The organism is Amycolatopsis taiwanensis DSM 45107 (assembly GCF_000519205.1).
Lineage (GTDB): Bacteria > Actinomycetota > Actinomycetes > Mycobacteriales > Pseudonocardiaceae > Amycolatopsis_E > Amycolatopsis_E taiwanensis.
Genome location: NZ_JAFB01000052.1, coordinates 1 through 22,634 on the forward strand (window position 1 = coordinate 1; position 22,634 = coordinate 22,634).

General features: G+C 70.3%; 23 protein-coding genes. 14 read left to right on the top strand and 9 right to left on the bottom strand.

The window, feature by feature from the left end; all coding sequences use genetic code 11:
* The 4 genes from A3CU_RS47810 to A3CU_RS0132210 form a co-directional block, all read right to left on the bottom strand.
* Positions 1–477 (bottom strand): TCP-1/cpn60 chaperonin family protein (locus A3CU_RS47810; RefSeq protein ID WP_027940897.1); only part of this gene is annotated, 477 nt, incomplete at its 3' end.
* Between the two features lie 292 nt (positions 478–769).
* Positions 770–2,236: a serine/threonine-protein kinase gene (locus A3CU_RS0132200; protein WP_027945719.1), complete on the bottom strand. Its 1,467-nt coding sequence runs from the start codon at positions 2,234–2,236 to the stop codon at positions 770–772.
* A gap of 67 nt (positions 2,237–2,303) precedes the next feature.
* Positions 2,304–2,507, bottom strand: coding sequence for a cold-shock protein (locus tag A3CU_RS0132205; protein WP_027945720.1), 204 nt, complete (start codon positions 2,505–2,507; stop codon positions 2,304–2,306).
* 94 nt (positions 2,508–2,601) lie between these two features.
* Positions 2,602–3,219 (bottom strand): AIM24 family protein, encoded by a 618-nt coding sequence (locus A3CU_RS0132210; protein WP_027945721.1) that lies wholly within the window; start codon positions 3,217–3,219, stop codon positions 2,602–2,604.
* 85 nt (positions 3,220–3,304) lie between these two features.
* On the opposite strand from A3CU_RS0132210, the gene moeA reads away from it, so the two are divergent.
* The 4 genes from moeA to pssA all read left to right on the top strand — a co-directional run bounded on the left by moeA (position 3,305) and on the right by pssA (position 6,800).
* A complete protein-coding gene (moeA, locus tag A3CU_RS0132215) occupies positions 3,305–4,516 on the top strand; it encodes a molybdopterin molybdotransferase MoeA (protein WP_027945722.1) in 1,212 nt (403 codons plus the stop codon).
* Positions 4,517–4,575: 59 nt separating this feature from the next.
* On the top strand, positions 4,576–4,854 hold the full coding sequence (locus A3CU_RS0132220; protein ID WP_027945723.1) for a GlsB/YeaQ/YmgE family stress response membrane protein: 279 nt from the start codon (positions 4,576–4,578) through the stop codon (positions 4,852–4,854).
* Between the two features lie 257 nt (positions 4,855–5,111).
* A complete protein-coding gene (locus tag A3CU_RS0132225) occupies positions 5,112–5,831 on the top strand; it encodes a phosphatidylserine decarboxylase (protein WP_027945724.1) in 720 nt (239 codons plus the stop codon).
* A 3-nt stretch (positions 5,832–5,834) separates the two neighbouring features.
* Positions 5,835–6,800 carry a CDP-diacylglycerol--serine O-phosphatidyltransferase gene (pssA, locus tag A3CU_RS0132230; protein ID WP_027945725.1) on the top strand — a complete coding sequence of 322 codons (966 nt, stop codon included), beginning with the start codon at positions 5,835–5,837 and terminating at the stop codon, positions 6,798–6,800.
* Positions 6,801–7,099: 299 nt separating this feature from the next.
* Here the strand turns inward: pssA and A3CU_RS47815 are convergent, their stop codons facing one another.
* Positions 7,100–8,401, bottom strand: coding sequence for an amidohydrolase family protein (locus A3CU_RS47815; RefSeq protein ID WP_245617449.1), 1,302 nt, complete (start codon positions 8,399–8,401; stop codon positions 7,100–7,102).
* A 55-nt stretch (positions 8,402–8,456) separates the two neighbouring features.
* On the opposite strand from A3CU_RS47815, the gene A3CU_RS47820 reads away from it, so the two are divergent.
* A complete protein-coding gene (locus A3CU_RS47820) occupies positions 8,457–9,299 on the top strand; it encodes a MerR family transcriptional regulator (protein ID WP_084144065.1) in 843 nt (280 codons plus the stop codon).
* A gap of 25 nt (positions 9,300–9,324) precedes the next feature.
* On the opposite strand, the gene A3CU_RS0132250 is transcribed toward A3CU_RS47820, so the two are convergent.
* Positions 9,325–10,743: an MFS transporter gene (locus tag A3CU_RS0132250; protein WP_052372546.1), complete on the bottom strand. Its 1,419-nt coding sequence runs from the start codon at positions 10,741–10,743 to the stop codon at positions 9,325–9,327.
* Positions 10,744–10,822: 79 nt separating this feature from the next.
* On the opposite strand from A3CU_RS0132250, the gene A3CU_RS0132255 reads away from it, so the two are divergent.
* The 3 genes from A3CU_RS0132255 to A3CU_RS0132265 all read left to right on the top strand — a co-directional run bounded on the left by A3CU_RS0132255 (position 10,823) and on the right by A3CU_RS0132265 (position 14,145).
* Positions 10,823–11,317 (top strand): RrF2 family transcriptional regulator, encoded by a 495-nt coding sequence (locus tag A3CU_RS0132255; RefSeq protein WP_027945727.1) that lies wholly within the window; start codon positions 10,823–10,825, stop codon positions 11,315–11,317.
* A 44-nt stretch (positions 11,318–11,361) separates the two neighbouring features.
* On the top strand, positions 11,362–11,826 hold the full coding sequence (locus A3CU_RS0132260; RefSeq protein ID WP_027945728.1) for a nucleoside deaminase: 465 nt from the start codon (positions 11,362–11,364) through the stop codon (positions 11,824–11,826).
* Between the two features lie 81 nt (positions 11,827–11,907).
* Positions 11,908–14,145, top strand: coding sequence for an AAA family ATPase (locus A3CU_RS0132265; RefSeq protein ID WP_027945729.1), 2,238 nt, complete (start codon positions 11,908–11,910; stop codon positions 14,143–14,145).
* A 19-nt stretch (positions 14,146–14,164) separates the two neighbouring features.
* Here the strand turns inward: A3CU_RS0132265 and A3CU_RS0132270 are convergent, their stop codons facing one another.
* Complete coding sequence (locus tag A3CU_RS0132270) at positions 14,165–14,761, bottom strand: LytR C-terminal domain-containing protein (protein ID WP_027945730.1); 597 nt, start codon at positions 14,759–14,761, stop codon at positions 14,165–14,167.
* Positions 14,758–15,108, bottom strand: coding sequence for a DUF3263 domain-containing protein (locus A3CU_RS0132275; RefSeq protein WP_027945731.1), 351 nt, complete (start codon positions 15,106–15,108; stop codon positions 14,758–14,760). Before A3CU_RS0132275 ends, A3CU_RS0132270 begins: the two co-directional genes overlap by 4 nt.
* Before the next feature lie 131 nt (positions 15,109–15,239).
* Here A3CU_RS0132275 and A3CU_RS0132280 point away from each other — a divergent pair, with 131 nt between their 5' ends.
* From A3CU_RS0132280 to thiD (A3CU_RS0132310), 6 genes are all read left to right on the top strand, one after another.
* The gene (locus A3CU_RS0132280; RefSeq protein WP_027945732.1) at positions 15,240–15,809 is read left to right on the top strand and encodes a peptide deformylase; all 570 of its coding nucleotides are present in this window, start codon (positions 15,240–15,242) and stop codon (positions 15,807–15,809) included.
* A 334-nt stretch (positions 15,810–16,143) separates the two neighbouring features.
* Positions 16,144–17,058, top strand: a complete 915-nt coding sequence (locus tag A3CU_RS0132290; protein WP_027945734.1) for a S1C family serine protease — start codon at positions 16,144–16,146, stop codon at positions 17,056–17,058.
* Between the two features lie 295 nt (positions 17,059–17,353).
* Positions 17,354–17,638 carry a hypothetical protein gene (locus A3CU_RS52965; RefSeq protein WP_169739723.1) on the top strand — a complete coding sequence of 95 codons (285 nt, stop codon included), beginning with the start codon at positions 17,354–17,356 and terminating at the stop codon, positions 17,636–17,638.
* 268 nt (positions 17,639–17,906) lie between these two features.
* On the top strand, positions 17,907–19,544 hold the full coding sequence (gene thiC / locus A3CU_RS0132300; RefSeq protein ID WP_027945736.1) for a phosphomethylpyrimidine synthase ThiC: 1,638 nt from the start codon (positions 17,907–17,909) through the stop codon (positions 19,542–19,544).
* A gap of 40 nt (positions 19,545–19,584) precedes the next feature.
* Entirely contained in the window at positions 19,585–20,427 is an 843-nt protein-coding gene (gene thiD / locus A3CU_RS0132305; RefSeq protein ID WP_027945737.1) for a bifunctional hydroxymethylpyrimidine kinase/phosphomethylpyrimidine kinase, read from the top strand.
* A 330-nt stretch (positions 20,428–20,757) separates the two neighbouring features.
* The gene (gene thiD / locus A3CU_RS0132310) at positions 20,758–21,582 is read left to right on the top strand and encodes a bifunctional hydroxymethylpyrimidine kinase/phosphomethylpyrimidine kinase (protein ID WP_027945738.1); all 825 of its coding nucleotides are present in this window, start codon (positions 20,758–20,760) and stop codon (positions 21,580–21,582) included.
* Between the two features lie 619 nt (positions 21,583–22,201).
* Here the strand turns inward: thiD (A3CU_RS0132310) and A3CU_RS0132315 are convergent.
* Positions 22,202–22,633 carry a MarR family winged helix-turn-helix transcriptional regulator gene (locus tag A3CU_RS0132315; protein WP_027945739.1) on the bottom strand — a complete coding sequence of 144 codons (432 nt, stop codon included), beginning with the start codon at positions 22,631–22,633 and terminating at the stop codon, positions 22,202–22,204.
* Between the last annotated feature and the right edge of the window lies 1 nt (position 22,634).

Here is a 22,634-nt window from a genome sequence, read left to right on the forward strand (position 1 = left end):
CAGCTCACCGATGGTGCGGTCCGCGGCCGAGATCGAGGCCGTAGCCGCGATCTGCTCCTTGGTCTCGACCTCCTTGGCAGCCTTGTGCAACTGCTCCACAACCGCCTCGACAGCGGTCTCGATCCCACGCTTGAGGCTGATCGGGTCGGCACCCGCAGCCACGTTACGCAGACCCTCACGCACCAGCGCCTGAGCCAGCACAGTCGCCGTGGTCGTGCCGTCACCGGCTACATCATCGGTCTTCTTGGCAACTTCCTTGACCAGCTCGGCCCCGATCTTCTCCCACGGGTCCTCGAGCTCGATCTCCTTGGCAATGGAAACACCATCATTGGTGATGGTCGGCGCGCCCCACTTCTTCTCGAGCACGACATTGCGGCCACGGGGGCCAAGCGTCACCTTGACGGCTTCGGCGAGGGTGTTCAGGCCGCGCTCAAGACCACGGCGGGCGTCCTCGTCGAACGCAATCAGTTTGGCCATTTCGGTGTTGTCCTCCGGTATTGGGCGCTGCTTGGCCGCATTGGGGCCGGCAGCAGGACATTTCCTTCGGCCAGGCTCGGTGCCCGCGACGGACGACCTCGCCGGGATGCCCCGGACGTGGCCTCACCGTCCCGACCTACAGGCGAGCGATCGGCGACCGCCCACCTGGCACTCAACAACGCCGAGTGCCAAAGCCGTGTTTAGCACTCTCCACCGAAGAGTGCAAGCCAGCGTCACCCCGCGTGCGCATCGCCCCAGGTCAGGGCGGGGTAGGCCGCCCGACACCGGTTCGTCACGAGGACGGCCTGATGGACACCGAGGTCGGCGGCGACTGGTTTCCGGAGGACGACGAGGGCTGCGTGGCGGTCGCGCCATCGGTCGGCCCGACCGGGATCTCGGGCGCGGGCGACGGCGGAGACGACGAGCCGCCGCTGTTGGCCAGGATGATCGCGATGACCACGCCACCGGCGACCACCAGCACGCCGAGCGAGATCCACAGCCACATGAGCCCGCCGCTTCGCTTCGGCGGTGGTGGCGGCGGGAACCCGGGCGGCCGGTAACCGGGCGCGGCGAACGGTGGCTGGCTGCCGGACGGCGGCGTGCCGTAGGGCTGGTGGGGCGGTTGGGGCTGCTGCGGGAAGCCGGCGGGTGGGCCGTACGGCTGCTGCTGCCCCGGATGACTCTGTCCCGGGTAGGGCTGCCCCGGGTAGGGCTGCTGGGCAGCGCCCGGCTGCGGGTAGCCGTAGCCCGGTTGCCGGCCCCAGCCCGGTTGCGGCGGTTGCGGCTGGCCCGGTTGCGGCTGCGGTGGCTGGCCGGGTTGTGGCTGCTGCGGTGGATAGGGTTGCATCCCAGCGCCCTCTCCCCTCGATGGGCCGGCTGCCGCCGGTAATCCTGGACGATCCAGTTCCGCGGTCGCGCCCGTGCCGAGGGCCTTGCGCGCCTCGGAGATCAACTCGACGCAGTTGTCGTAGCGGTCGGTCGGGTTCTTCGCCATCCCGCGCCGGATCACGTCGTCGATGGCAGGTGGCAGGCCGACCGACCGCGACACCGACGGCGGCTCACCGGCCAGGTGCCCCTTGATCACGGCCGGCACGTCGCCCTGGAACGGCGGGTTGCCGGTGAGGCACGCGAAGAGCACGCACGCCAGCGCGTACTGGTCCGTGCGCCCGTCCAGCGGTTCGCCGCGCAGGTGCTCGGGCGCGGCGTAGGTGGGCGAGCCCAGGAAGTCGCCGCCGCGGGTGCGATGCCCGGTGGCACCCCGTCTGGTCAACCCGAAGTCCGCCACGTAGACGTGCTCCCGGGCCGACTCGCGGCTGGTCACCAACACGTTGGCCGGTTTGACGTCCAGGTGCACCAGGCCCCGGCTGTGCAGGCTGTCCAGCGCGTCGGCGACCTGGTCGAGCAGCTTCAGCGTGCGGTCCGGCGAGACGGGCCCGTCCGCGATCAGGCTCGCCAGGTCGGCACCGTCCACCAGGCGCATGGCGATGTAGTGCATGCCGTCGATCTCGCCGAAGTCGTACAGGGGCACGACGTTGGCGTGGTCGATGGCGGAGGTGTTGCGGGCCTCGTCGACGAACCGCTCGCGGAACTCGGCGTCGGCCCCGAGGTGCTCACCGATCACCTTCAGCGCCACTTTGCGCCCGAGCCGGACGTCGGTGGCGCGATACATCACGCTCATGCCGCCCTTGCCGAGCACCCCGTCTATGCGGTAGTTGCCCAGCCGGCGACCGGTGAGGTCCCCCGGCACATCGCCTGTCACACAGCGCAGCCTAGCGTCCCGGATCCGGTCAGTGGCGTGAAGCGCCTGGAGTCGCGCGCGGTGGAAGTCAGAGCTTGCGCACGTCCGCCGCCTGGCTGCGGCCGTCCCGGCCGGCCTGGATCTCGAACTCCACCTTGTCGCCCTCGTCGAGGGTACGGAATCCGTCCGACTGAATGGCTGAGTAATGCACGAAAACATCCGGGCCGTCCGGAGACGCGATGAACCCGTAACCTTTTTCGGAATTGAACCACTTGACCGTGCCTACTGCCACGGCGTCCTCCTTGCGACCGAAGAACACTGGGAGTCCGTGCCGATCCGGCTCCCGAATGCGATCACGCTACCGGAATACCGCGCACGATCAATGCCTAATTCCGAGATTTACGAGCCTGCACCAGAATCATCCCCGGACCGGCGAAGTCCAGCGCCAGCCCTTCGCCCGTCCGAATCGATTGAGGGCCGGACGGGTCCACCGCGCGCAGGCGCACCTGCTGGGTGTCGGGATAGGCCAGCAGGAATCCCGGCCGCACCGTGATCAGCTCGCCGGGTTCGAGGTTGAGCTGGTCCACCGGCCCCGCACAGGCGAGCACCAGCGGGCCGGTGCCGCTGTAGTGCTCCAGGAATCCGGCGTCGCTGCCGAACAGCGTCTGCAGGCCCGTCCAGCCGGCGTCGACGCGCACGGAGGACGGACGGGCCAGCACCGCGTGCTTGGCCACACACCACCCGCTCCGGCCGGTGAACTCCAGCGGGTAGACGTCGCCGGGCCCGGCCGGGGCGAGGTCGATCCAGCCGCCCTTGGCCGGCGCGGTGAACACCGACGGCCCACTCCGGCCGTGGCCGCGCGCGCCACCGCGCGCCGCCGGCACCTCGATGAAACCGAAGCTGCTCGCGATCATCGCGTCATCGGCCGCCTGCACCGCCTCGCCGGGCGCCAGGATCACGCGCGCCACGCCGAAGCTCGGCGTGTGCCGGGTCTTGACCTGCACCCAAACCTCCCCGCGTCCGCATTCGAGACAGCGTCCCGAGCGGGGAGAGTGTCGCATGTGGCCTGGCGCGGGGGAGGATGGTCCGGTGATATCCGTCGACGAATACCGTGCCACGGTCACCGAACTACTGGGGAGGTCCGCTCCGGCCAGCCGCCCGCTCGCCGACTGCGCGGGTCTCGTGCTCGCCGAGGACCTGCGGGCCGGCGTTTCGCTGCCGCCGTTCGACAACTCGGCGATGGACGGCTACGCCGTCCGCTCGGCCGACGTGGCCGGAGCCGACCCGGCCCACCCGGTGGAGCTGCCGGTCACCGAGGACATCCCGGCCGGCCGGACGGACGTGCCCGAACTGCGGCCGGGCACCGCGCACCGGATCATGACCGGCGCCCCGATGCCCGTCGGGGCCGACGCCGTGGTGATGGTGGAACACACCGACCGCGGCGCCGGCACCCCCGGGATGGTGCGCATCGAGCGTGCCTCCGCGCCCGGCACGCACATCCGGCGCGCCGGTGAGGACGTGTTGCAGGGCACGGTCGGGCTGCCGGCCGGGACGGTGCTGGGCCCGGCCCAGCTCGGGCTGGCCTCCGCGGTCGGGATGGACCAGCTGCGGGTGCACCGGCCGCTGCGGGTGCTGGTCGTGTCCACCGGGTCGGAACTGGTCATACCACCCCGCAAGCTGCGCTCCGGCCAGATCTACGAGTCCAACAGCGTGATGCTCGCGGCCGCGATCCGCGCGCTGGGCTGCGAGGCGGAAATCGCTTTCAGCATCGACGACGTGACCTCGTTCCGCTGGGAGATCGAGCCGCGCCTCGGCGAGTTCGACCTGCTGGTGACCTCGGGCGGGGTGAGCGCCGGCGCCTACGAGGTCGTCAAGGACGCGCTGAGCGGGCTCGGGGTGAACTTCACCAAGGTGGCCATGCAGCCGGGTGGTCCGCAGGGCAACGGCCGGTGGAACGGGATCCCCGTGGTGACACTGCCGGGCAACCCGGTGAGCGTGCTGGTGTCCTTCGAGGTCTTCCTGCGGCCCGCGCTGCTCACCGCGCTCGGGCACCCGGAGGTGGACCGGCGGCGGGTCCGCGCACGGCTCACCGAAGGGCTCTCCTCACCGCAGGGCCGCCGCCAGTTCCGTCGCGGCTACTACTGGCAAAAGGAGGGCGAGGTGACCGGCGAGGTCGGCCCGCGCGGTGGACCCGGCTCGCACCTGCTCGCCGCGTTCACCCAGGCGAACTGCCTGATCGTGCTCCCGGAAGACGTCACCGAGGCACCCGAGGGCAGCGAAGTCGAGGTCTGGCTGCTATGAGAGCGCCATTCAAACGTTCTGAGCAACACAGTCGTGGCCGGCGGCAATAACCTGGCCACATGAGCATCTTCGCGTGGATCGTGTTCGGGGCGCTGGCGGGCTGGGTGGCCAACGTCCTCGTCGGCGGGCAAGGACGGCGGCGCCTCGGTTGCCTGCTGAGCGTGCTGGTCGGCGTGCTCGGTGCCGCGCTCGGGGGGTTCATCTACCGGGTGGCGACCGGCCAGACCCGGTCGTTCGACTTCGACTTGCCGAGCTTCGGGGTGGCGGTGCTCGGCGCCGTTCTGCTGCTGGGCTTCCTGCGGCTGGTGTCCGGCTCCAACCGCCACACACCTCGATAACGTGACGATTGGTAACTTTTTTCTCACGAAGGGTCATAGACTTCCCTTTGAGAGCTACACTCTCGGGGTTTTTGCGGCATTCGCCCGGTGCCGGGCGGATGTGTCGTCGGGGGACGCATCCGCCCGGACTCCTCACCCCACGCGTACGCGGTGGCGGGCGGCGACCACAATCCAGGACGCGGCCCTCGGCGGGCCGGGCCTGGCGGTAGCGTGATTACCCGGAACAGGTCACACCGAGATCACGGGAAACCGACCAGATGAGCCCCAACCCGGCGGCGCACGCGAGCAATCCGATCACGCACGCGCTGCGCCTGGCCCGCGAAACCCTCCCACCCATGCACCCCGCAGGCCGGCCGTTCGTGGCCGGTGGCGTGGTCGCGACCGTCCTGCTGCGGCGGCTGTCCAAACCGCTGGGCACCCTCGCCGGGCTGACCACCCTCGCCACGGCCGCGTTCTTCCGCGAACCCCGCAGAGTGCCGCCCACCAGGGACGGGCTGGCGATCGCGGCCGCGGACGGCCTGGTGTCCCTCATCGAGGAGGCATCGCCGCCACCCGAACTCGGCCTCCCGGCCGAACCGCGCATGCGGGTCAGCGTCTTCCTGTCGGTGTTCGACGTGCACGTCCAGCGCGTCCCGGCGGCCGGCGTGATCGAGCGCATCGCCTACCGGCCGGGCAAGTTCCTGTCCGCGGATCTGGACAAGGCCAGCGACGACAACGAGCGCAACTCGGTGCTGCTGCGCACCCCGGACGGTCACGAACTCGTCGTCGTGCAGATCGCGGGCCTGGTGGCACGCCGCATCGTCTGCCAGGTCGCCGAGGGCGACAAGGTCTCCGCCGGCCAGACCTACGGCCTGATCCGCTTCGGTTCCCGCGTCGACCTCTACCTCCCCCCGGGCAGCCGGGTCCTGGTGTCCAAGGGGCAGCGCACGATCGGTGGCGAAACCCCGCTCGCCGAGCTTCCGAGCAGTAAGGACTGACCCATGGTTCGCGCCATGACCCCCAACATCCGCCTGCTGCCCAACGCGATCACCGTGCTGGCCCTGTGCGCGGGGCTGTCCGCGGTCCAGTTCGCGCTGCACCACGACTGGACGCTCGCGATCGGTGCGATCGGCGTGGCCGCGGTGCTGGACAGCCTCGACGGGCGCATCGCCCGGCTGCTCGACGCCACCTCGAAGATGGGCGCCGAGCTGGATTCCCTGTCCGACGCGATCTCCTTCGGCGTGGCGCCGGCGCTGGTGCTCTACCTCTGGCAGCCCGACATCCAGGGCTTCGGCTGGATCACCTCGCTGGTCTTCGCGGTCTGCATGGTGCTCCGGCTGGCCCGCTTCAACACGCTGCTGGACGTCGAAAAACCGCCGTACGCCAACGAGTTCTTCGTGGGCGTCCCGGCACCGGCCGGCGGCCTGCTGGCGCTGCTGCCGCTGATCATCACCATCCAGTTCGGCGACGGCTGGTGGTCCACCCGGCCGGCGGTGTGGCCGTGGACGATCGCCATCGCGCTGCTGCTGATCAGCCGCATCCCGACGCTGTCGCTCAAGACCGTCCGGGCGCCGGCCAAGGCCGCGGCCCCGCTGCTGGTCGTCGTCTGCCTGCTGGCCGCGGCGATCATCCAGTACCCGTTCGTCGCGCTGGCCATCGCGCTGGTGCTGTACCTGGTGCACATCCCGTTCTCGGTGCGCCGGTACCACTGGCTGGCCAACCACCCGGAGGCCTGGCACGTGCCGATGGCCGAACGGCGGGCCATCCGGCGGGCGCGCAGCACGCTGCGGATCCGGTTGCGGCGCCCGCGGTTCCCGCGGGTCGCGGGGGGCGTACGGCGCGGCACCCACCTGCCGCGCCAGGAGCACGTCGTGCGCGGTGTCCGCACCTTCCCGCCGGACAGCCAGGAGCGCGCCCGCCGGCGCAGCTGGCGCCGCATAGGCCTACGCCAACGCGGCAAACGGTAGTCAGCGGCTGCCGATTCACCACGTCGGCGCTGACATCGGCAGAAGCCCCCAGCCGTCTCCCACCCCTCAACGCCCGGAACACACCCGCCCGAACCCGCAACACACCCGCCCGAACCCGGAACACACCCGCCTGGACCGGGGACACACCACGGCCTCGGCGTGTCCCCGGTCCAGGACGACGAGTTCCCGGTCCAGGACGACGAGTTCCCGGTTCAGGACGGCCAGTCTCAGAACCTGTGGCGGCGCGAGCTGCTTGCCTTAGCGCAAGCGGCTCGCCGCTTATGAACTTGCGCGGTCCCTCAAGGCCGCTGGTCGTCGCCTCCGCGGGCGAACTGCGGAAGCCGGTCGCGGACCGCGGCGACGACCTTGTCGGTCTGCGCGCGCAGGGCAGCCAGCCCGGCGCGCTCGTCCGCCGATCCGAGGTAGGCGTCCAGATCCGCGCGAATGCCCTGCTTCCACACGGCCGTGACGCGCTGGGTGTCGGCGATGCGCTGGTCGGGTGTCCCGTCGACCAGGACCACGTCCGCACGTAGTCCGGGGCGGATGCGGCCACGGTCGGCAAGGCCGAACACATCGGCGGTACGCGCGGTGGCCGCCGTCAGGGCGTGGCCGGGAGGCAGACCGGCAGCGACCAGGCGCTGGAGTTCGCGGTGCACGCTGGCGCCATGCACCGTTCCCGGGTTGGGCGCGTCCGTGCCGGCCAGCAGCGGCACCCCGGCGTCGTGCAGCAGGCCGATGTTGACGGCTGCCGCCGCGAAATCCGGCAGTTGCGGCGGGAGCCAGCGTTGCGCCTGCCGCTGGATGACTCCGGACCAGGCCGGGCCCAGCCGCCGAGCCAACTCGGGCTCGGCCAGCAGCGGCATCCCGCCGCCGTCAGCGGGAAACCCGTCGGCCACCGACAGCGTGGCGATGACCGCGACACCCGCCTCCGCGATGGCCTCGACCTGGGCCTCGGCGAGCGGGTCGAAAGGCACGTGGGCCAGGACATCCACGCCGGTGGGCAGCAGGTCGATGGCCGCACTCGCGGTGGTGACATGTGCCACCACCAGCAGACCCGCCTGGTGCGCGGCGTCGACGAGCGCGGCGACCGTCGGAACGTCCAGCGACGGCATGCGCATCGGACCGCCGCCCGCGCCGTCGTCGTAGAGGACCTTCAGGTGATGGGCCCCCTCGGCGAGGCGGTCAGCCACGAACGCTTTCGCGTCCTGCGGTCCGGTCACGTACGGGAAGGGCGCGTACATCATGGACGGATGCCCGCCGGGCGCGGTCGCGCCGACGCTGGAAGATCGCACGTCGGCGGCGTCCGGCTCGGCGCCCTCTGCCACGGCCCGGCTCACGGTGTCGGGCTTGCTGAACATGTCCAGCACCGTGGTGACTCCGAAGGACAGGGCCTGGCGAGGTGCGCCGGGCAGCAGGTGGATGTGCGCGTCGATGAGCCCTGGCAGCAGGGTGCCGCCGTGCCCGTCCACGCGCTCGTCACCGGCCTGCAGTAGCTCGGGGCCACCGACCGCCTCGATCAGGCCGCCGGCCAGGCGCACGGCGGTGTGCCCGGTCAGGCGTTGGCCGTCGAAGACGTGAACCCCGGTGATTGTGATTGCCATGGTCGCAACGCTAAAAGTTGACATGATGTGAAGGTCAAGCTCGTAGGATCCCGGTGTGCGGTTTTCCATCAGCCAGGTCGCCAAGGCATCCGGCGTGTCGGCGCGGATGCTGCGCCACTACGACGCGATCGGTCTGCTTGCCCCCAGTACGGTCACCTCCAACGGGTACCGCTGGTACGGCAGGGCGGAACTGCTGCGCCTGCAACGCATCCTGGTGCTGCGCCGCCTCGGGCTCGGGTTGGCGCAGATCGGACAGATCCTGGAGGAGCAGGCCGACGAGGCCGCTGCCCTGCGCGGGCATCTGAGGCAACTGGAAGACGAGCGTCGCCGCCTCGACGAGATCATCACCACCGTCCAGGAGACCATCGGCGACCTGGACGCGGCCCGGATCCAGGATCCGGAACGGTTTTTCACCGGTCTTCGCCAGGACCAGGCCACCATGCGGCACACCCTGGCCACGTCCTTCGGCCCGGCCGGCCTGGCCGCCTTCGATGCGGCCACCGCGGCCCAGGGCGACCTCACCGCCGCGGACTACGAGCATGCCGCGGCCCAGGGAACCGCCCTCTTCCGGCGGCTGGCCAAGGCCATGCGGAGCAGGACCTCCCCCGAGGAGCCCGCCGCGCTGGACGCGGTCGCCGAACACTACGAGTCCGTCCGCAGGTACTGGCAGCCCACGCCCGAGGCGTATGCGGCCCTGGGGCGGTTGTATCTGACCGACCCCCAGCAGCGCTCGATGGCCGAGCAGGTGGACCCCGGCCTACCCGCCTGGCTGGCCGCGGCCATCCCGGCCTACGCGTGGCACCGGCTCGGACTGCGCGAGGCCCCAGACGGCCGACCGAAGGGTTCCACCGGATTTCCTCGCTCAGCGGGTTCACAGTCCAATCAGGACAGACCCTGACCGAGGACAATCCCGCCGGCCAGGGCTATTCGGTTGAGTTCCGCGACGCGGACTTGATCAGCGCGAACACCGCGGCGACGAGGGCGACGTAGATCGCGCACGCGACTTCCGTCGCGGTGTCGGCCGCGGTCAGCCGGGGTCCGGCCAGGCTGAAGAAGAGCGTGCCGAGCAGGGTGACGCCAAGCGAGTTCGCGAACTGCAGCGTGGTCGTCAGGGTGCCGGCTGCCGCACCGGCCTGGTCTGCGCGGACGTGGGCGAGCGCCGCACCGAGGATCGGCGGGAGCAGGAAACCGTTGCCCAGTCCGACGAACGCCAACGGTGCCGCCAACCACCAGTTCGGCAGGTCGCCTCCGGTGGCCCCGAGTACCCCGGTGATCGCCAGCAATCCGGCGATCACCAAGCCTCCGCCGGTCAGCATCACCGCAGGTCCGTACCTGGCGACGAGCCGTCCACTGAGCATCGATCCGACCGTGAACAGCACTCCCTGCGGTAGGAACACCAGCGCCGTCGCTACCGGGCTGCCGCCCAGCTTCCCTTGCAACAGCAGGGTCATCGTGAACATGAGGGCGCCGAAATAGAGCTGGAACAGGCCACCCGCGACGAGCAGCATCAGGTACCGGCGGTGCCGGAAAAGCTCCGGGTCGATGATCGGTTCCCCGCCGCGCCGGGCGAGGGTCAGTTGGACGCGCAGGGTCAGCAAACCCAGCGGCATGGCTGCGATCAGGCATGCCCAGGTCCACCAGGGCCAGCCCGCTTCGCGTCCGGTCGCCAAGGGCACGAGCACCAGCGCCAGGGTCAGCGACACCGCCAGCGCGCCGATCGGGTCGAACCGCGCCATCCGGCCGCCGCCTGCGGGCAGCCAGCGCACCGCCAGCACCGCGGCGATCAGTCCGAACGGGACATTGACCAGGAAGATCGCCCGCCAACCGAAGGCTTCCAGCAACAGTCCGCCGAGGATCTGCCCGGCCAGGGCACCGAGTCCGCTCACCACGCCGAACCAGGCGGTCGCGCGGCCGCGGTGGGTGGCCGGGAACGTCACCGTGATCAGCGAGAGCACCTGCGGAGCCATCGCCGCGGCCGCGAGCCCTTGGAGCAGCCGCGCTGCGATGAGCTGGCCGGGCGTCGCAGCTATCCCGCACAGCAGCGAGGCGACCGTGAAGGCCGCCATGCCGAGCGCGAAGGTCCGCCGGTAGCCGAACCGATCGCCGAGCCGCCCGCCGGTGACCAGCCCGGCGGCATAGGCGAAGGCGTAGCCGGAGACGACGAGTTCCACGGCAGCGTCACCCGCGCGCAGGTCGGCGCGCAGTGCGGGAACGGCGATGTTGACCACGAACAGGTCGAACATCGCCATGAACGTGCCGGCCAGGGCCACGAACAGGACGAACCACTGCCGTGCCGTAGGTGGATGGTCCATGGGCTGGGTCTGCGGATCGGCTAGCGCCATGTCGGCTCCTCGGGTCGGCCACTCGAACATCAATATAGTTATCATGGATATCCAATATCTATGAAGTAGGCTGCCGAGCATGAAGCTGTCGCAGGGCGTGGAATGGGCGCTGCACTGCGCCGTGACGCTCGCGGACGCCGAAGACGGGATCTTGGCGTCCCGCCGGACCCTGGCCGGGTACTACGGCCTCCCCGAGGCATACCTCGCCAAGCACCTGAAATCGCTGGTGCAGGCAGGCGTGCTGGTCGCCGCCTCGGGCCCGCGCGGCGGTTTCCGGTTGGCGCGCGCCCCCGAGCAGATCACCGTGCTGGACGTCGTCGAGGCGATCGAAGGCTCTGCGCCGTCGTTCGTGTGCACCGAGATCCGGCAGCGCGGCGCCTGCGCGCTGCCACCCGACCGGTGCACGGGGCCGTGTCCGGTGGCGCGGATCATGCTCGACGCGGACCGGGCTTGGCGGGATTCGCTGCGCGCGGTCACGCTCGCCGACCTCAGCGGTCAGCTACCCGAGTGGGCGCACGCCCGGGCTGGTTCCTGGCTGGCCGATCCGTCGAAGCCGCTGCCGCCCGTGCCGTGAGGCATCCTCGGGCGAGGAAACCGCAGACAGAGGAGGACATCGATATGCCGACTGCCGAGGATGACCTGCGCCATCTGCGACGCGCTATCGAGCTGAGCGCGCAGGCGCGTGATCACGGCGACGAGCCGTTCGGGTCGCTGCTGGTCGGGCCCGACGGCGAAGTGCTCGCCGAGGCGGTCAACACCGTGGTCACCGACCGGGACATCAGCGCACACCCCGAACTGAAACTGGCCGTGTGGGCGGGCCGGAACCTCAGCCCGGACCTCAGTGCGGCCACCACGATGTACACCAGTTGCGAGAACTGCGCGATGTGCTCGGGCGCGATGGTCTGGTCGGGCCTCGGCCGCCTCGTCTTCGCACTGGACGGCACCCGCCTCGCAGCCTTCCGCGGCACATCAAGGCCGGTACTGGCGCTATCGGCGGCAGAGGTCTTCGCCAAGGCATCCCAACGCATCGAGTCCATCGGACCACTGCTCCCAGAAGAAGCCCTGGCCGTCCACCGCGGTTGAGCCCCATCAGCGCCGCCCGTGAGTACTTTGTGGTGTCCAGCCGCCGGGGTGCGGGACGCGTCTCACCCCTAAAGTGAGCACGTGAGCTCGCCACAGATCACGCTGACCATCCGGCACACCCCGTCCGCGCTCGACACCCGGCGCGGCATCGTGCGGATGCACCCCGAGGTGCTCGACGCCCTGGGACTGCGTGCCTGGGACGCGGTGCACCTGACCGGCGCGCGGGTGAGCGCCGCGCTGGCCGCACCGGCCGCCGCCGGCGGAATGCCCGGTGTGGTGCTGGCCGACGACGTCACGATGTCGAACCTGGGGCTCACCGAGGGCGCGGAGGTGGTCATCGCCCCGGCCAGGGTCGCCGCGGCCCGCAGCGTCACGGTCGCCGGGTCACGACTGGCGAGCGCCGCGGTCTCGCCGGACACGCTTCGGCTCGCACTGATCGGCAAGGTGCTCACCGTCGGGGACGCGGTGTCCCTGCTGCCACAGGACCTGGCGCCGCCGCCCGGCTCGGACGTGGCGTCGGTGCGGGGGCAGCTGTCCCGGGCCATCGGCGCGACCTGGACCAGCGAACTGCTCACCGTCACCGCGACCGAGCCCGCCGGCGTGGTCACCGTCGGACCGTCCACCGTGGTCACCTGGCGGGACGCCGCCACCCGCGCCGCGGCCGCTCCCACGGTGTCCACTGTGGACGACTACCTCGACGCGGAGATCGTCGCCGAGCCGGGCCGGAAACAACCGGCGCCCGAGGTGGCGCAGCCCGTCGTGCCGGTGACCGACCTGGTCGGCGCGGAAATACCCGCGCGCAGGCTGACCGAGTGGTTCGATCTCACGTTCCACCGGCCCGAACTGCTCGCCCGTCTCGGTGCGCCGGCCCATCTCGGGGTGCTGCTGTCCGGCCCCGAAGGGGTCGGCAAGGCGTCGCTCGTGCGAGCCGTCGCGGGCGCGGAGAAGGTCCGCGTGATCAGCCTGGCCGCACCGAACATCGCCGTGCTGGAGCCGAATGCGGCGGTGACCCGGCTGCGCGAGGCCCTTCGCCAGGCCGCTGGGGAGAACCCCACGGTCGTGTTGCTCACCGACATCGACACCCTGCTTCCGGCCACGCAGCCACCCCCGGTGGCGACCGTCGTGCTGGACGAGTTGCGGGAAGCATTGGCCGAGCCCGGGTGCGCGCTGATCGCGACCACCGCGCACCCGGAGGCGTGCGACCCCCGGCTGCGCTCCGCCGACCTGCTCGACCGCGAGCTGACGATCCCGTTGCCCGACGCCCGGGTCCGCACCGAACTGCTCCGCGTGCTGCTGCGCGACGTGCCGCTGGAGTCCACAGTGGATGAGGCCGCGATCGCCGCCCGCACACCCGGCTTCGTCGCCGCGGACCTGCTCGCGCTGCGCCGCGACGCGGCCGTGCGGGCCGCGCTACGCCAGCGGGACGCGGACGAACCGCGGATCTCCCACCAGGATCTGCTGGACGCACTGGAGTCCGTCCGCCCGATCTCGATGTCCACTTCGGACAACCTGGCCACCGGCGGGCTCCGCCTGGACGACGTTGGCGACATGGCCGACGTCAAGCAGTCGCTAACGGAGGCGGTCCTGTGGCCACTGCGCTACCCGGACTCGTTCGCCCGCCTGGGAGTCGCGCCGCCCCGGGGCGTCCTGCTCTACGGCCCGCCCGGCGGCGGCAAGACGTTCCTGGTGCGCGCGCTGGCCGGCACCGGCGCGCTGAACGTGTTCGCGGTCAAGGGCGCCGAACTGATGGACAAGTTCGTCGGCGAGTCCGAGCGCGCGGTGCGTGAGCTGTTCCGGCGTGCCGCCGACGCCGCGCCCGCCCTGATCTTCCTGGACGAGATCGATGCGCTCGCGCCGCGCCGCGGCCAGTCCAGCGACTCCGGCGTGTCCGACCGGGTGGTCGCCGCCCTGCTCACGGAGCTCGACGGGGTCGAGCCGATGCGCGACGTGGTCGTCCTGGGCGCCACCAACCGTCCGGAACTCGTCGACCCGGCGCTGCTGCGGCCGGGGCGGCTGGAGCGCCTGGTCTACGTGCCGCCGCCGGACGCCGACGCCCGCGCGGAAATCCTGCGGGCCAGCGCCAGGAACACCCCGCTCGCGTCCGATGTGGACCTGGTCGAGGTGGCGTCCGCATTGGAGGGATACTCGGCGGCGGACTGCGCGGCGCTCATCCGCGAGGCCGCACTCACCGCCATGCGCGAATCGCTGGCGGCCACCGAGGTCACCGCGGCCCACCTGGCCAAGGCACGCGACACCGTCCGCCCGTCACTCGACCCCGTGCAACTGGCCGCCCTGGAAAGCTACGCCAACTCCCGGTGAGTGAGCTTCCGGCGGACCCTCAGTCCTTGCCCTTGCCCTGGAAGTCGTTGGTGACGATGACGATGACGCCCGGGCTGGAGTTCTCGATGCCTTCGAAGCGCGGTTCGGCCCGCAAACCGAACGCCGCCGCCAGCGCCTTCGCCGCGGTCTCCTCGTCCGTGCCGGGGGTGAAGTAGGCCGTCGAGTGCGGGATGATCCCGTACGGGTAGTTGCCGGACTCGGCGACGTTCCAGCCGTCGCTCCGGAAGTTGTCCGCCGCTCGGGCGGCCAGCCCCGTGATGGTGCTGTTGTTGTAGACGCGCACCGGAACCCACTTGGCCTGCTCCTGGTCGGCCCCCGGGTTCGCGGGTGCCGACTGGGCCGGCGGTTGCGTGGGCGGACCGGCCGGGGAGGTGGCGCCGTTCGCGGGAGGCGACGCGGGCGCCGGGGACGATGTGGGCGGGAGCTCACTGCCCGTGCTCGGCTGGGTGGTGTCGGAAGCAGGCGGTGCCGCGGTCTGGCTCGACCCGCCGTTCATCGCGGTCATCGTGCCGATCACCAACGCGACCAGCGCCACCCCGATCAGTGCGAAGCCGGCCAGCCGGACCGGCCGGGACAGTCCCTTCAAGAACGTCATTGTGCCTCGATCCCCAGGCGTCGAGCGATCCGCTTGCGTGACCGTGTCGAGCGCGTCTTGTGCAACCGCTTGACCAGCATCGGATCGGCACGCAGCGCCGCCGGCTTTTCGAGTAGGCGGTTGAGCAACTGGTAGTACCGCGTCGCGGACAGGCCGAACTGTTCGCGGATCGCCTGTTCCTTGGCGCCCGCGTAGCGCCACCAACGGCGCTCGAAGTCGAGAATCTCGCGCTCGCGCGGGGAAAGGTCGTCGAGCGACGCCTGCTCCCCCGCGGGTGCCCCGGAAGGCACCGTGGTCACCTCGGGCGCCGCCTCGCCGTCCGGCGGCAGGCTCTCCGCGGCTTCCATCCGACTCCCTCAGCTTCTCGCCCCGAAAACGCGGTATCGTTCGCGGGCGTCATTCAACCACGGGCCCGGCCGGCCGTGGTGGGATCACGGCCCGGCGCGTCACGGTGTTCCGCTCGGTACCATCCCAGGTTGTGACGATTCGCCCCATCTGCATCGCCGGTGACCCCGTGCTGCACCACCCCACGCGCGAGGTGGACCGGTTCGACGACGAGCTCCGGACGCTGATCGACGACATGTTCGAGACGATGTATGCCGCCGAGGGGGTCGGGCTGGCGGCGAACCAGATCGGCGTCGCGCTGCGGGTGTTCGTTTACGACTGCCCCGACGACGAGGGGAACCGCTTCAAGGGCGTGGTGGTGAACCCGAAGCTGGAGACCTCGGAGATCCCGGAGACCATACCGGACCCGGACGACGACTGGGAGGGCTGCCTGTCCGCGCCCGGCGAGTCCTACCCCACCGGGCGCGCGAGCTGGGCCAAGGTGACCGGCTACGACATCGAGGGCAATCCGATCGAGGTCGAAGGCACCGGCTACTTCGCCCGCTGCCTCCAGCACGAGACCGACCACCTGGACGGCTACATCTATCTGGACCGCCTGGTCGGCCGGCACGCGCGCGAGGCGAAGCGAATGCTCAAGCACAACAAGTGGGGCGTGCCCGGGCTGTCGTGGCTGCCGCCGAAGGAAAAGCCCGCGCAAGACTAGCGGCGCGTCCCGCAACGCGGCTGCGGTAATCCCGTCTCCCCAAGCCAGAACTCGGACACCTGAGCCGGGGACACGCGCGCCTGGGGAGGGAACTCGGACACCTGAGACGGGAACACACGCGCCTGGGGCGGGAACTCGGACGCCTGGAGCCGGAACTCGGGTGCCTGGAGCGGGGACACACGCACCTGAAGCCGGAACTCGGACGCCTGGGGCGGGGACACGCGTGCCTGGGGCGGGGACACAGCGCGGGTGTTTCGCCTGTGGTGAACAGGGGGCGTGGGGGGCCGTACTCGGCGCACACTGGTTGTAACGGTGTAATCGGGACGGTGCCGCGATGGATTCCGAAGCATTCGACGCCTACTCGCAGGCGGTTACCACGGTGGCCGCGGAGGTGACACCGCACGTGGCCAGCGTGCAACTGGCGCGCGGCGGCGGCTCGGCCGTGGTGTTCGCCGAAGACGGCTACCTCATCACCAACGCGCACGTGGTCGGCCGTGACCGAAAGGGCAAGGCGACCTTTTCCGACGGCGACGAGCAGCCGTTCGACGTGATCGGCACGGATCCGCTGTCCGACCTCGCGGTGCTGCGAACCCGCGGAGAGTCGCCGTCGCCGGTCCGGCTCGGTGACGCGGACAAACTCGTCGTCGGGCAACTCGTGGTGGCCATCGGCAGCCCGCTCGGGCTCGCCGGCTCGGTCACCGCGGGCGTGGTCAGCGCGCTCGGCCGGTCCCTGCCGGTGCGCACCGCACGCGCCGGCCGAGTGATCGAGAACGTGATCCAGACCGATGCCGCGCTCAACCCGGGCAACTCCGGGGGCGCGCTGGCCGACTCGACGGGCCGTGTGGTGGGGGTCAACACCGCGGTCGCCGGGTTCGGGCTCGGCCTCGCGGTGCCGATCAACGCGACCACCCGCCGGATCATCGACACACTGCTCGTCGAGGGCCGGGTACGCCGGGCCTACCTCGGCGTCGTCGGCGTGCCGGCGCCGCTGCCCGAAGAGCTTGCCGAGCACACCGGCCAGCGGGCCGGGCTGCGCGTGGTCGAGGTGGTGACGGGTGGTCCGGCGGACCGCGCCGGGCTGCACGCGGGCGATCTCGTCCTGACCGTGGGCCGGGAGCGGGTCTCCGACGCCCAGGACATCCAGCGGCAACTGTTCGGCGAGGTGATCGGCACCCGCCTGCCGGTGACGGTGCTGCGCAACGGCGCGATGGTCGACGTCATCGCCCTGCCCACCGACCTCGACGGTTGACAGGTGACTCGTGGCTGACCCTTGCTGACCAAGGCGTTCGATTAACCGCCCAACCTCCTTCGGCCCTCCACGGCAGGGCCGCTCGGTGGAGGCAAAGGGGACGCTCTCCTCGGATCGCTGGTCATCCGCCTGTCATGGGCTCGTTCGCCGGGGGTCGAGTTCGTGATGCCGAGGGGCCTGATGACAGCGAACAAGAAACTTGAAGCGGCGGGTCCGCGAACGCGCCCGCCGCACTGGTGAGTCCTACACGGCTGCCCGCAGGCACCTCCGGCGCTGGGAAGCCAAGGAGAACCCGATGCAGCCGATCGAATGGCAGCGCGTCGAAAAGCCGGATTTCGGTTATGCGGTACGGATTCCGTCGGGCTGGGAGGTCCGGCCACCGAACCTCAAGAACAGCCCGTGGGAGACCGCGCGCTTCAACGACCCGGCCGACCGCCGGCACACGGCGACCGTGTTCCGCAACCCGGTGACGCCGGGACGCAGCGCCCGTGACGTGGCCGACCGGGTGCAGCCCGCCCGGAGCCCCCACAGGATGAGGACGCCGAACTGCTCGACGCCCTCGCCGAGGGCTTCGAGGTGATCGGGTAGCGCCGTGTCACAAGTGACGGCCGGGAGCGCGCTCCCGGCCGTCACGAGCTTCCGTTCTTCCGTTACGGACAGGGCCATCGCGGTGAGATCCACCCGCCGTACTTGAGCTCCGCTGCCCGGCATGGCATGGTCGAGGCGAACGCAAATCGCGGGAGCTCGCGCCTTGGCGGGCTGAGAGGGTGGCTGTGTCCGATCTGGCGGACCCGGTGCCACCGACCGCAGAACCTGACCGGGTAATGCCGGCGTAGGGAGTGATTTTGTTGACCACGTTGGAAAACGATGTTCAGCCGCGAGTGACCACCGGCCCGATCACCGGTTCCCGCAAGGTCTATCACCAAACCGAGTCCGGGCTGCAGGTACCCGCCCGGCGCATCGAGCTGTCCAACGGAGATCATTTCGACGTCTACGACACCTCGGGCCCGTACACCGACCCGACCGCCTCCATCGACGTCCACAGTGGACTTCATCCGCTCCGCCGCGGCTGGTCCGACGGCCGGGCGCACAACACGCAGCTCGGCTGGGCCAAAGCCGGCGTGATCACCCGCGAGATGGAGTTCGTGGCTGCCCGCGAGCGGGTGAGCCCGGAGTTCGTCCGCGACGAGGTGGCGCGCGGGCGCGCGGTGATCCCGGCCAACCGGCGGCATCCCGAGAGCGAACCCATGATCATCGGTAAGAACTTCCTGGTGAAGGTCAACGCGAACATGGGCAACTCGGCCGTGTGGTCCTCGGTCGAGGAAGAGGTCGACAAGATGGTGTGGGCGACCCGCTGGGGCGCCGACACCATCATGGATCTCTCCACCGGAAAGCGCATTCACCAGACCCGGGAGTGGATCGTGCGCAACTCCCCGGTCCCGGTCGGCACCGTGCCGATCTACCAGGCGCTGGAGAAGGTCAACGGGGACCCGGCAAGCCTCTCCTGGGAGGTCTACCGGGACACCGTGATCGAGCAGTGCGAGCAGGGTGTGGACTACATGACCGTGCACGCCGGAGTGCTGCTGCGGTACGTGCCGCTCACCGCGAACCGGGTGACCGGGATCGTGTCGCGGGGCGGCTCGATCATGGCGGCCTGGTGTCTGGCGCACCACCAGGAATCCTTCCTGTACACGCATTTCGCGGAACTCTGCGAGATCCTGCGGCGCTACGACGTCACGTTCTCCCTCGGCGACGGCCTGCGACCGGGGTCGATCGCCGACGCCAACGACCGGGCCCAGTTCGCCGAGCTGGAGACCCTGGGCGAGCTGACCCGGATCGCCCGGGAGCACGACGTGCAGGTGATGATCGAGGGGCCCGGCCACATCCCCATGCACAAGATCAAGGAGAACGTGGAGCTGGAAGAGAAGCTCTGCGACGAGGCGCCCTTCTACACGCTCGGTCCGCTCGCGACGGACGTCGCCCCCGGCTACGACCACATCACCTCGGCCATCGGCGCGGCGCAGATCGGCTGGTACGGCACGGCGATGCTGTGTTACGTCACGCCGAAGGAGCATCTCGGCCTGCCCGACCGGGACGACGTGAAGACCGGCGTGATCACCTACAAGATCGCCGCGCACAGCGCCGATCTCGCGAAGGGCCACCCCTACGCGCAGGAGTGGGACGACCAGCTGTCCAAGGCGCGCTTCGAATTCCGCTGGAACGACCAGTTCAACCTGGCGCTGGACCCGGACACCGCGCGCTCCTTCCACGACGAGACGCTGCCCGCGGAACCGGCGAAGACGGCGCACTTCTGCTCCATGTGCGGGCCGAAGTTCTGCTCGATGCGGATCACGCAGGATGTCCGCAAGTACGCCGAGGAGCACGGACTGTCTACTGTGGAGGCCATCGAAGCGGGCATGCAGGAGAAGTCCCGGGAATTCAGCGAACATGGTAACGAGGTGTATCTCCCGTTGGCCGAATCGTGAGTAACTCTGTGTCCCTGTGTCAGATCGCGAAGGAACAAGCATGACTCCCACTCCGCGCACCGCGCTCACCATCGCCGGCTCGGATTCCGGCGGTGGCGCCGGAATCCAGGCGGACCTGCGGACCTTCTTCGCCTGCGGTGTGCACGGCATGACCGCGATCACCGCGGTCACCGTGCAGAACTCGTTGGGGGTGCAGGGGTTCACCGAGATCCCGCCGGAGGTGGTCACCGCGCAGATCAAGGCCGTGGCCACCGACATGGGGGTGAACGCGGCGAAAACCGGGATGCTGGCCACCGCCGAGATCATCCGGGAGGTGGCCAAGACCCTCGACGAGGTCCACATCGGACGGAGCACCAACGTGCCGTTCGTGGTGGACCCGGTGGCCGCTTCGATGCACGGCGACGCGTTGCTGCGCGAGGAGGCGCTCGAGGCGATCCGCACCGAACTGTTCCCGCGCGCCACGCTGATCACGCCGAACCTCGACGAGGTGCGGCTGCTCACCGGGGTCGACGTGACCGACCGGGAGAGCCAGCGGCACGCCGCGGACGTGCTGCTGGAGTTCGGGTCGCAGTGGGTGCTGGTCAAGGGCGGCCATCTGGAGGAGGACCCGGACTGTGTGGACCTGCTCTCCGACGGCGTCCAGTACATCGAGTTGTCCGGCCACCGGTACCCGACGAAGCACACCCACGGCGGGGGCGACACCCTCGCCTCGGCCATCACCGCGTCGCTGGCTCACGAGCTCGGCGTGCCGGACGCGGTGGCCGAGGGGAAGCGCTTCATCGAGCGCTCGGTCGCCGAGGGCTACCCGCTCGGTGCCGGGATCGGCCCGGTGTCCCCGTTCTGGCGCCTGGAGCACCACCAGGCGAAGCCCACACTCCGGTAGCGCGAGTCCCACACTCCCGCAGCGCGAGTCCCACACTCCCGCAGCGCGAGTCCCACACTCCCGCAGCGCGAGTCCCACACTCCCGCAGCGCGAGTCCCACACTCCCGCAGCGCGAGTCCCACACTCCCGCAGCGCGAGTCCCACACTCCCGCAGCGCGAGTTCCGCACTCCGGTAGACCGGAACATGGAACACGCACGGTCGGAACGTGGGACACGCACAACGGGAGTGGGGGACACACACGGCCGGAACGTGGGACACGCACGACGGGAACGTGGGACACACTCGACGGGAAGGTGGGACTCGCGGTTCGATGGGAGAGACTGTGACCCATGGATAGCCCTCCCAGCGCCCTCACCATCGCCGGTTCCGACTCGGGTGGTGCCGCGGGATTGCAGGCCGACCTGCGCACGTTCCTCACCTGCGGCGTGCACGGGCTGGTCGCGGTCACCGCGGTGACCGTGCAGAACACCCTCGGCGTGCACGACCGCTCGGACATGCCACCGCACATCGTGGCCGCGCAGATCGAAGCCGTGGCGGCGGACATGGGCATCGGGGCGGCGAAGACAGGCATGCTGGCCTCGGCCGAGATCATCGCCGCGGTGGCGGAAGCCTGTGATCGCGCTGACGTCGGCCGCGGCCGGACAGTGCCGTTCGTCGTCGATCCGGTGGCCGCCTCGATGCACGGCCACCCGCTGTTCGACGCGGCGGGGCTCGCCGCGCTGCGGGAGTTGCTGCTCCCGCGCGCGACCGTGCTCACCCCGAATCTCGACGAGGTCCGCCTGCTCACCGGCATCGAGGTGACCGGCCGGGAGCAGATGCGCGAGGCCGCGGTCGCCCTGCACGCGCTCGGCCCGCAGTACGTGCTGGTGAAGAGCGGACACCTGCACGAGGACCCGGAATGCGTCGATCTGCTCTACGACGGCTCGGATTTCATGGAACTGCCCGGGCCGCGGTTCGACACCCCGCACACCCACGGCGCCGGCGACGCGATGGCCTCGGCGTTGACGGCCGGTCTGGCCCGCGGCATGGCCGTGCCCGAGGCGGCGCGGTTCGGGAAGTGGTTCGTCAGCAACGCGGTCGCGCACTCCTACCCGATGGGCGCCAAGATCGGCCCGGTATCCGCCTTCTGGCGCCTGTGCCCCGAGGACCGCTAAGGCTGCCAGGGCCTGCGTCGAGGTCGCTTGGGGTGGGTTGGGCTGACTTTGGTGTTCTTGCCCGAACCCCGTAACTCGTCACAAACCCAGAACTCGCCCACCCCAACCCAGAACTCACCGTCCCGAATCCAGAACTCACCGTCCCGAACCCAGAACTCGCCCACCCAACCCAGAACTCACCGTCCCTAACCCAGAACTCACCATCCCGAACCCAGAACTCACCGTCCCTAACCCAGAACTCACCGTCCCGAACCGGGGACACGCCGACACCTGGCGTGTCCCCGGCCCAGGCACCCGAATTCCCGGTCCAGGCGGGCGTGTCCCCGGTTCAGGTGCTTGAGTTCCGGCTTGGGAACACACACCGAACGCCGCCGGACCACCCCACCAACGTTGCCAGGCACGCCACCAGGACCAGCCCACCTCCCGCGAGTACGACAAACCCGTGTCCTCAACCAGGGACACAGCCTCCTGAACTAGGAACACAACCTCCTGAAACGGGAACACAGGAGCCTGGAACGGGAACACAGGGGTCTGGCGGCAACGCAGGGGTCTGGAACGGGAACATAGGAGATCGCTACCCGCAGCGCCGCGCAAGCCGCTCCAGAGAATCTCTGCGGCGTTACTCGGTGTCGGTGAGGAGGGCCTCTAAGGCGGGCAGCGCGGCGGCCAGCGCCTCGCGAAGGTCGTCGGGGAGCCGTTCGATGCGCCGGTTCAGCTCGTGCACCCGGGTGGACCGGACCCCGCGCAGGGTCCGTTCGCCCTCCTCGGTCGCGGTGGCGAGCCAGGCCCGGCGGTCGGCGGGGTCGGGCTCGCGGCGCGCGTAGCCGGCCTCCACCAGGGACGCCACGATCCTCGACATGGTGGCCGCGGCCACGCCCTCCTTGGCGGCGAGGTCACCCAGCCGGACCGGCCCGGACGCGACGAGGGTGGCCAGCGCGGAGATCGCCCCGTGCCCCGGGCCGGGGGCACCGGTCTGCCGCAACGACCGGGACAGCCTGCCGACGGCCAGGAACAGCCGTGCCGCAGTGTCCTCGGTTGACGACTGCTCCACC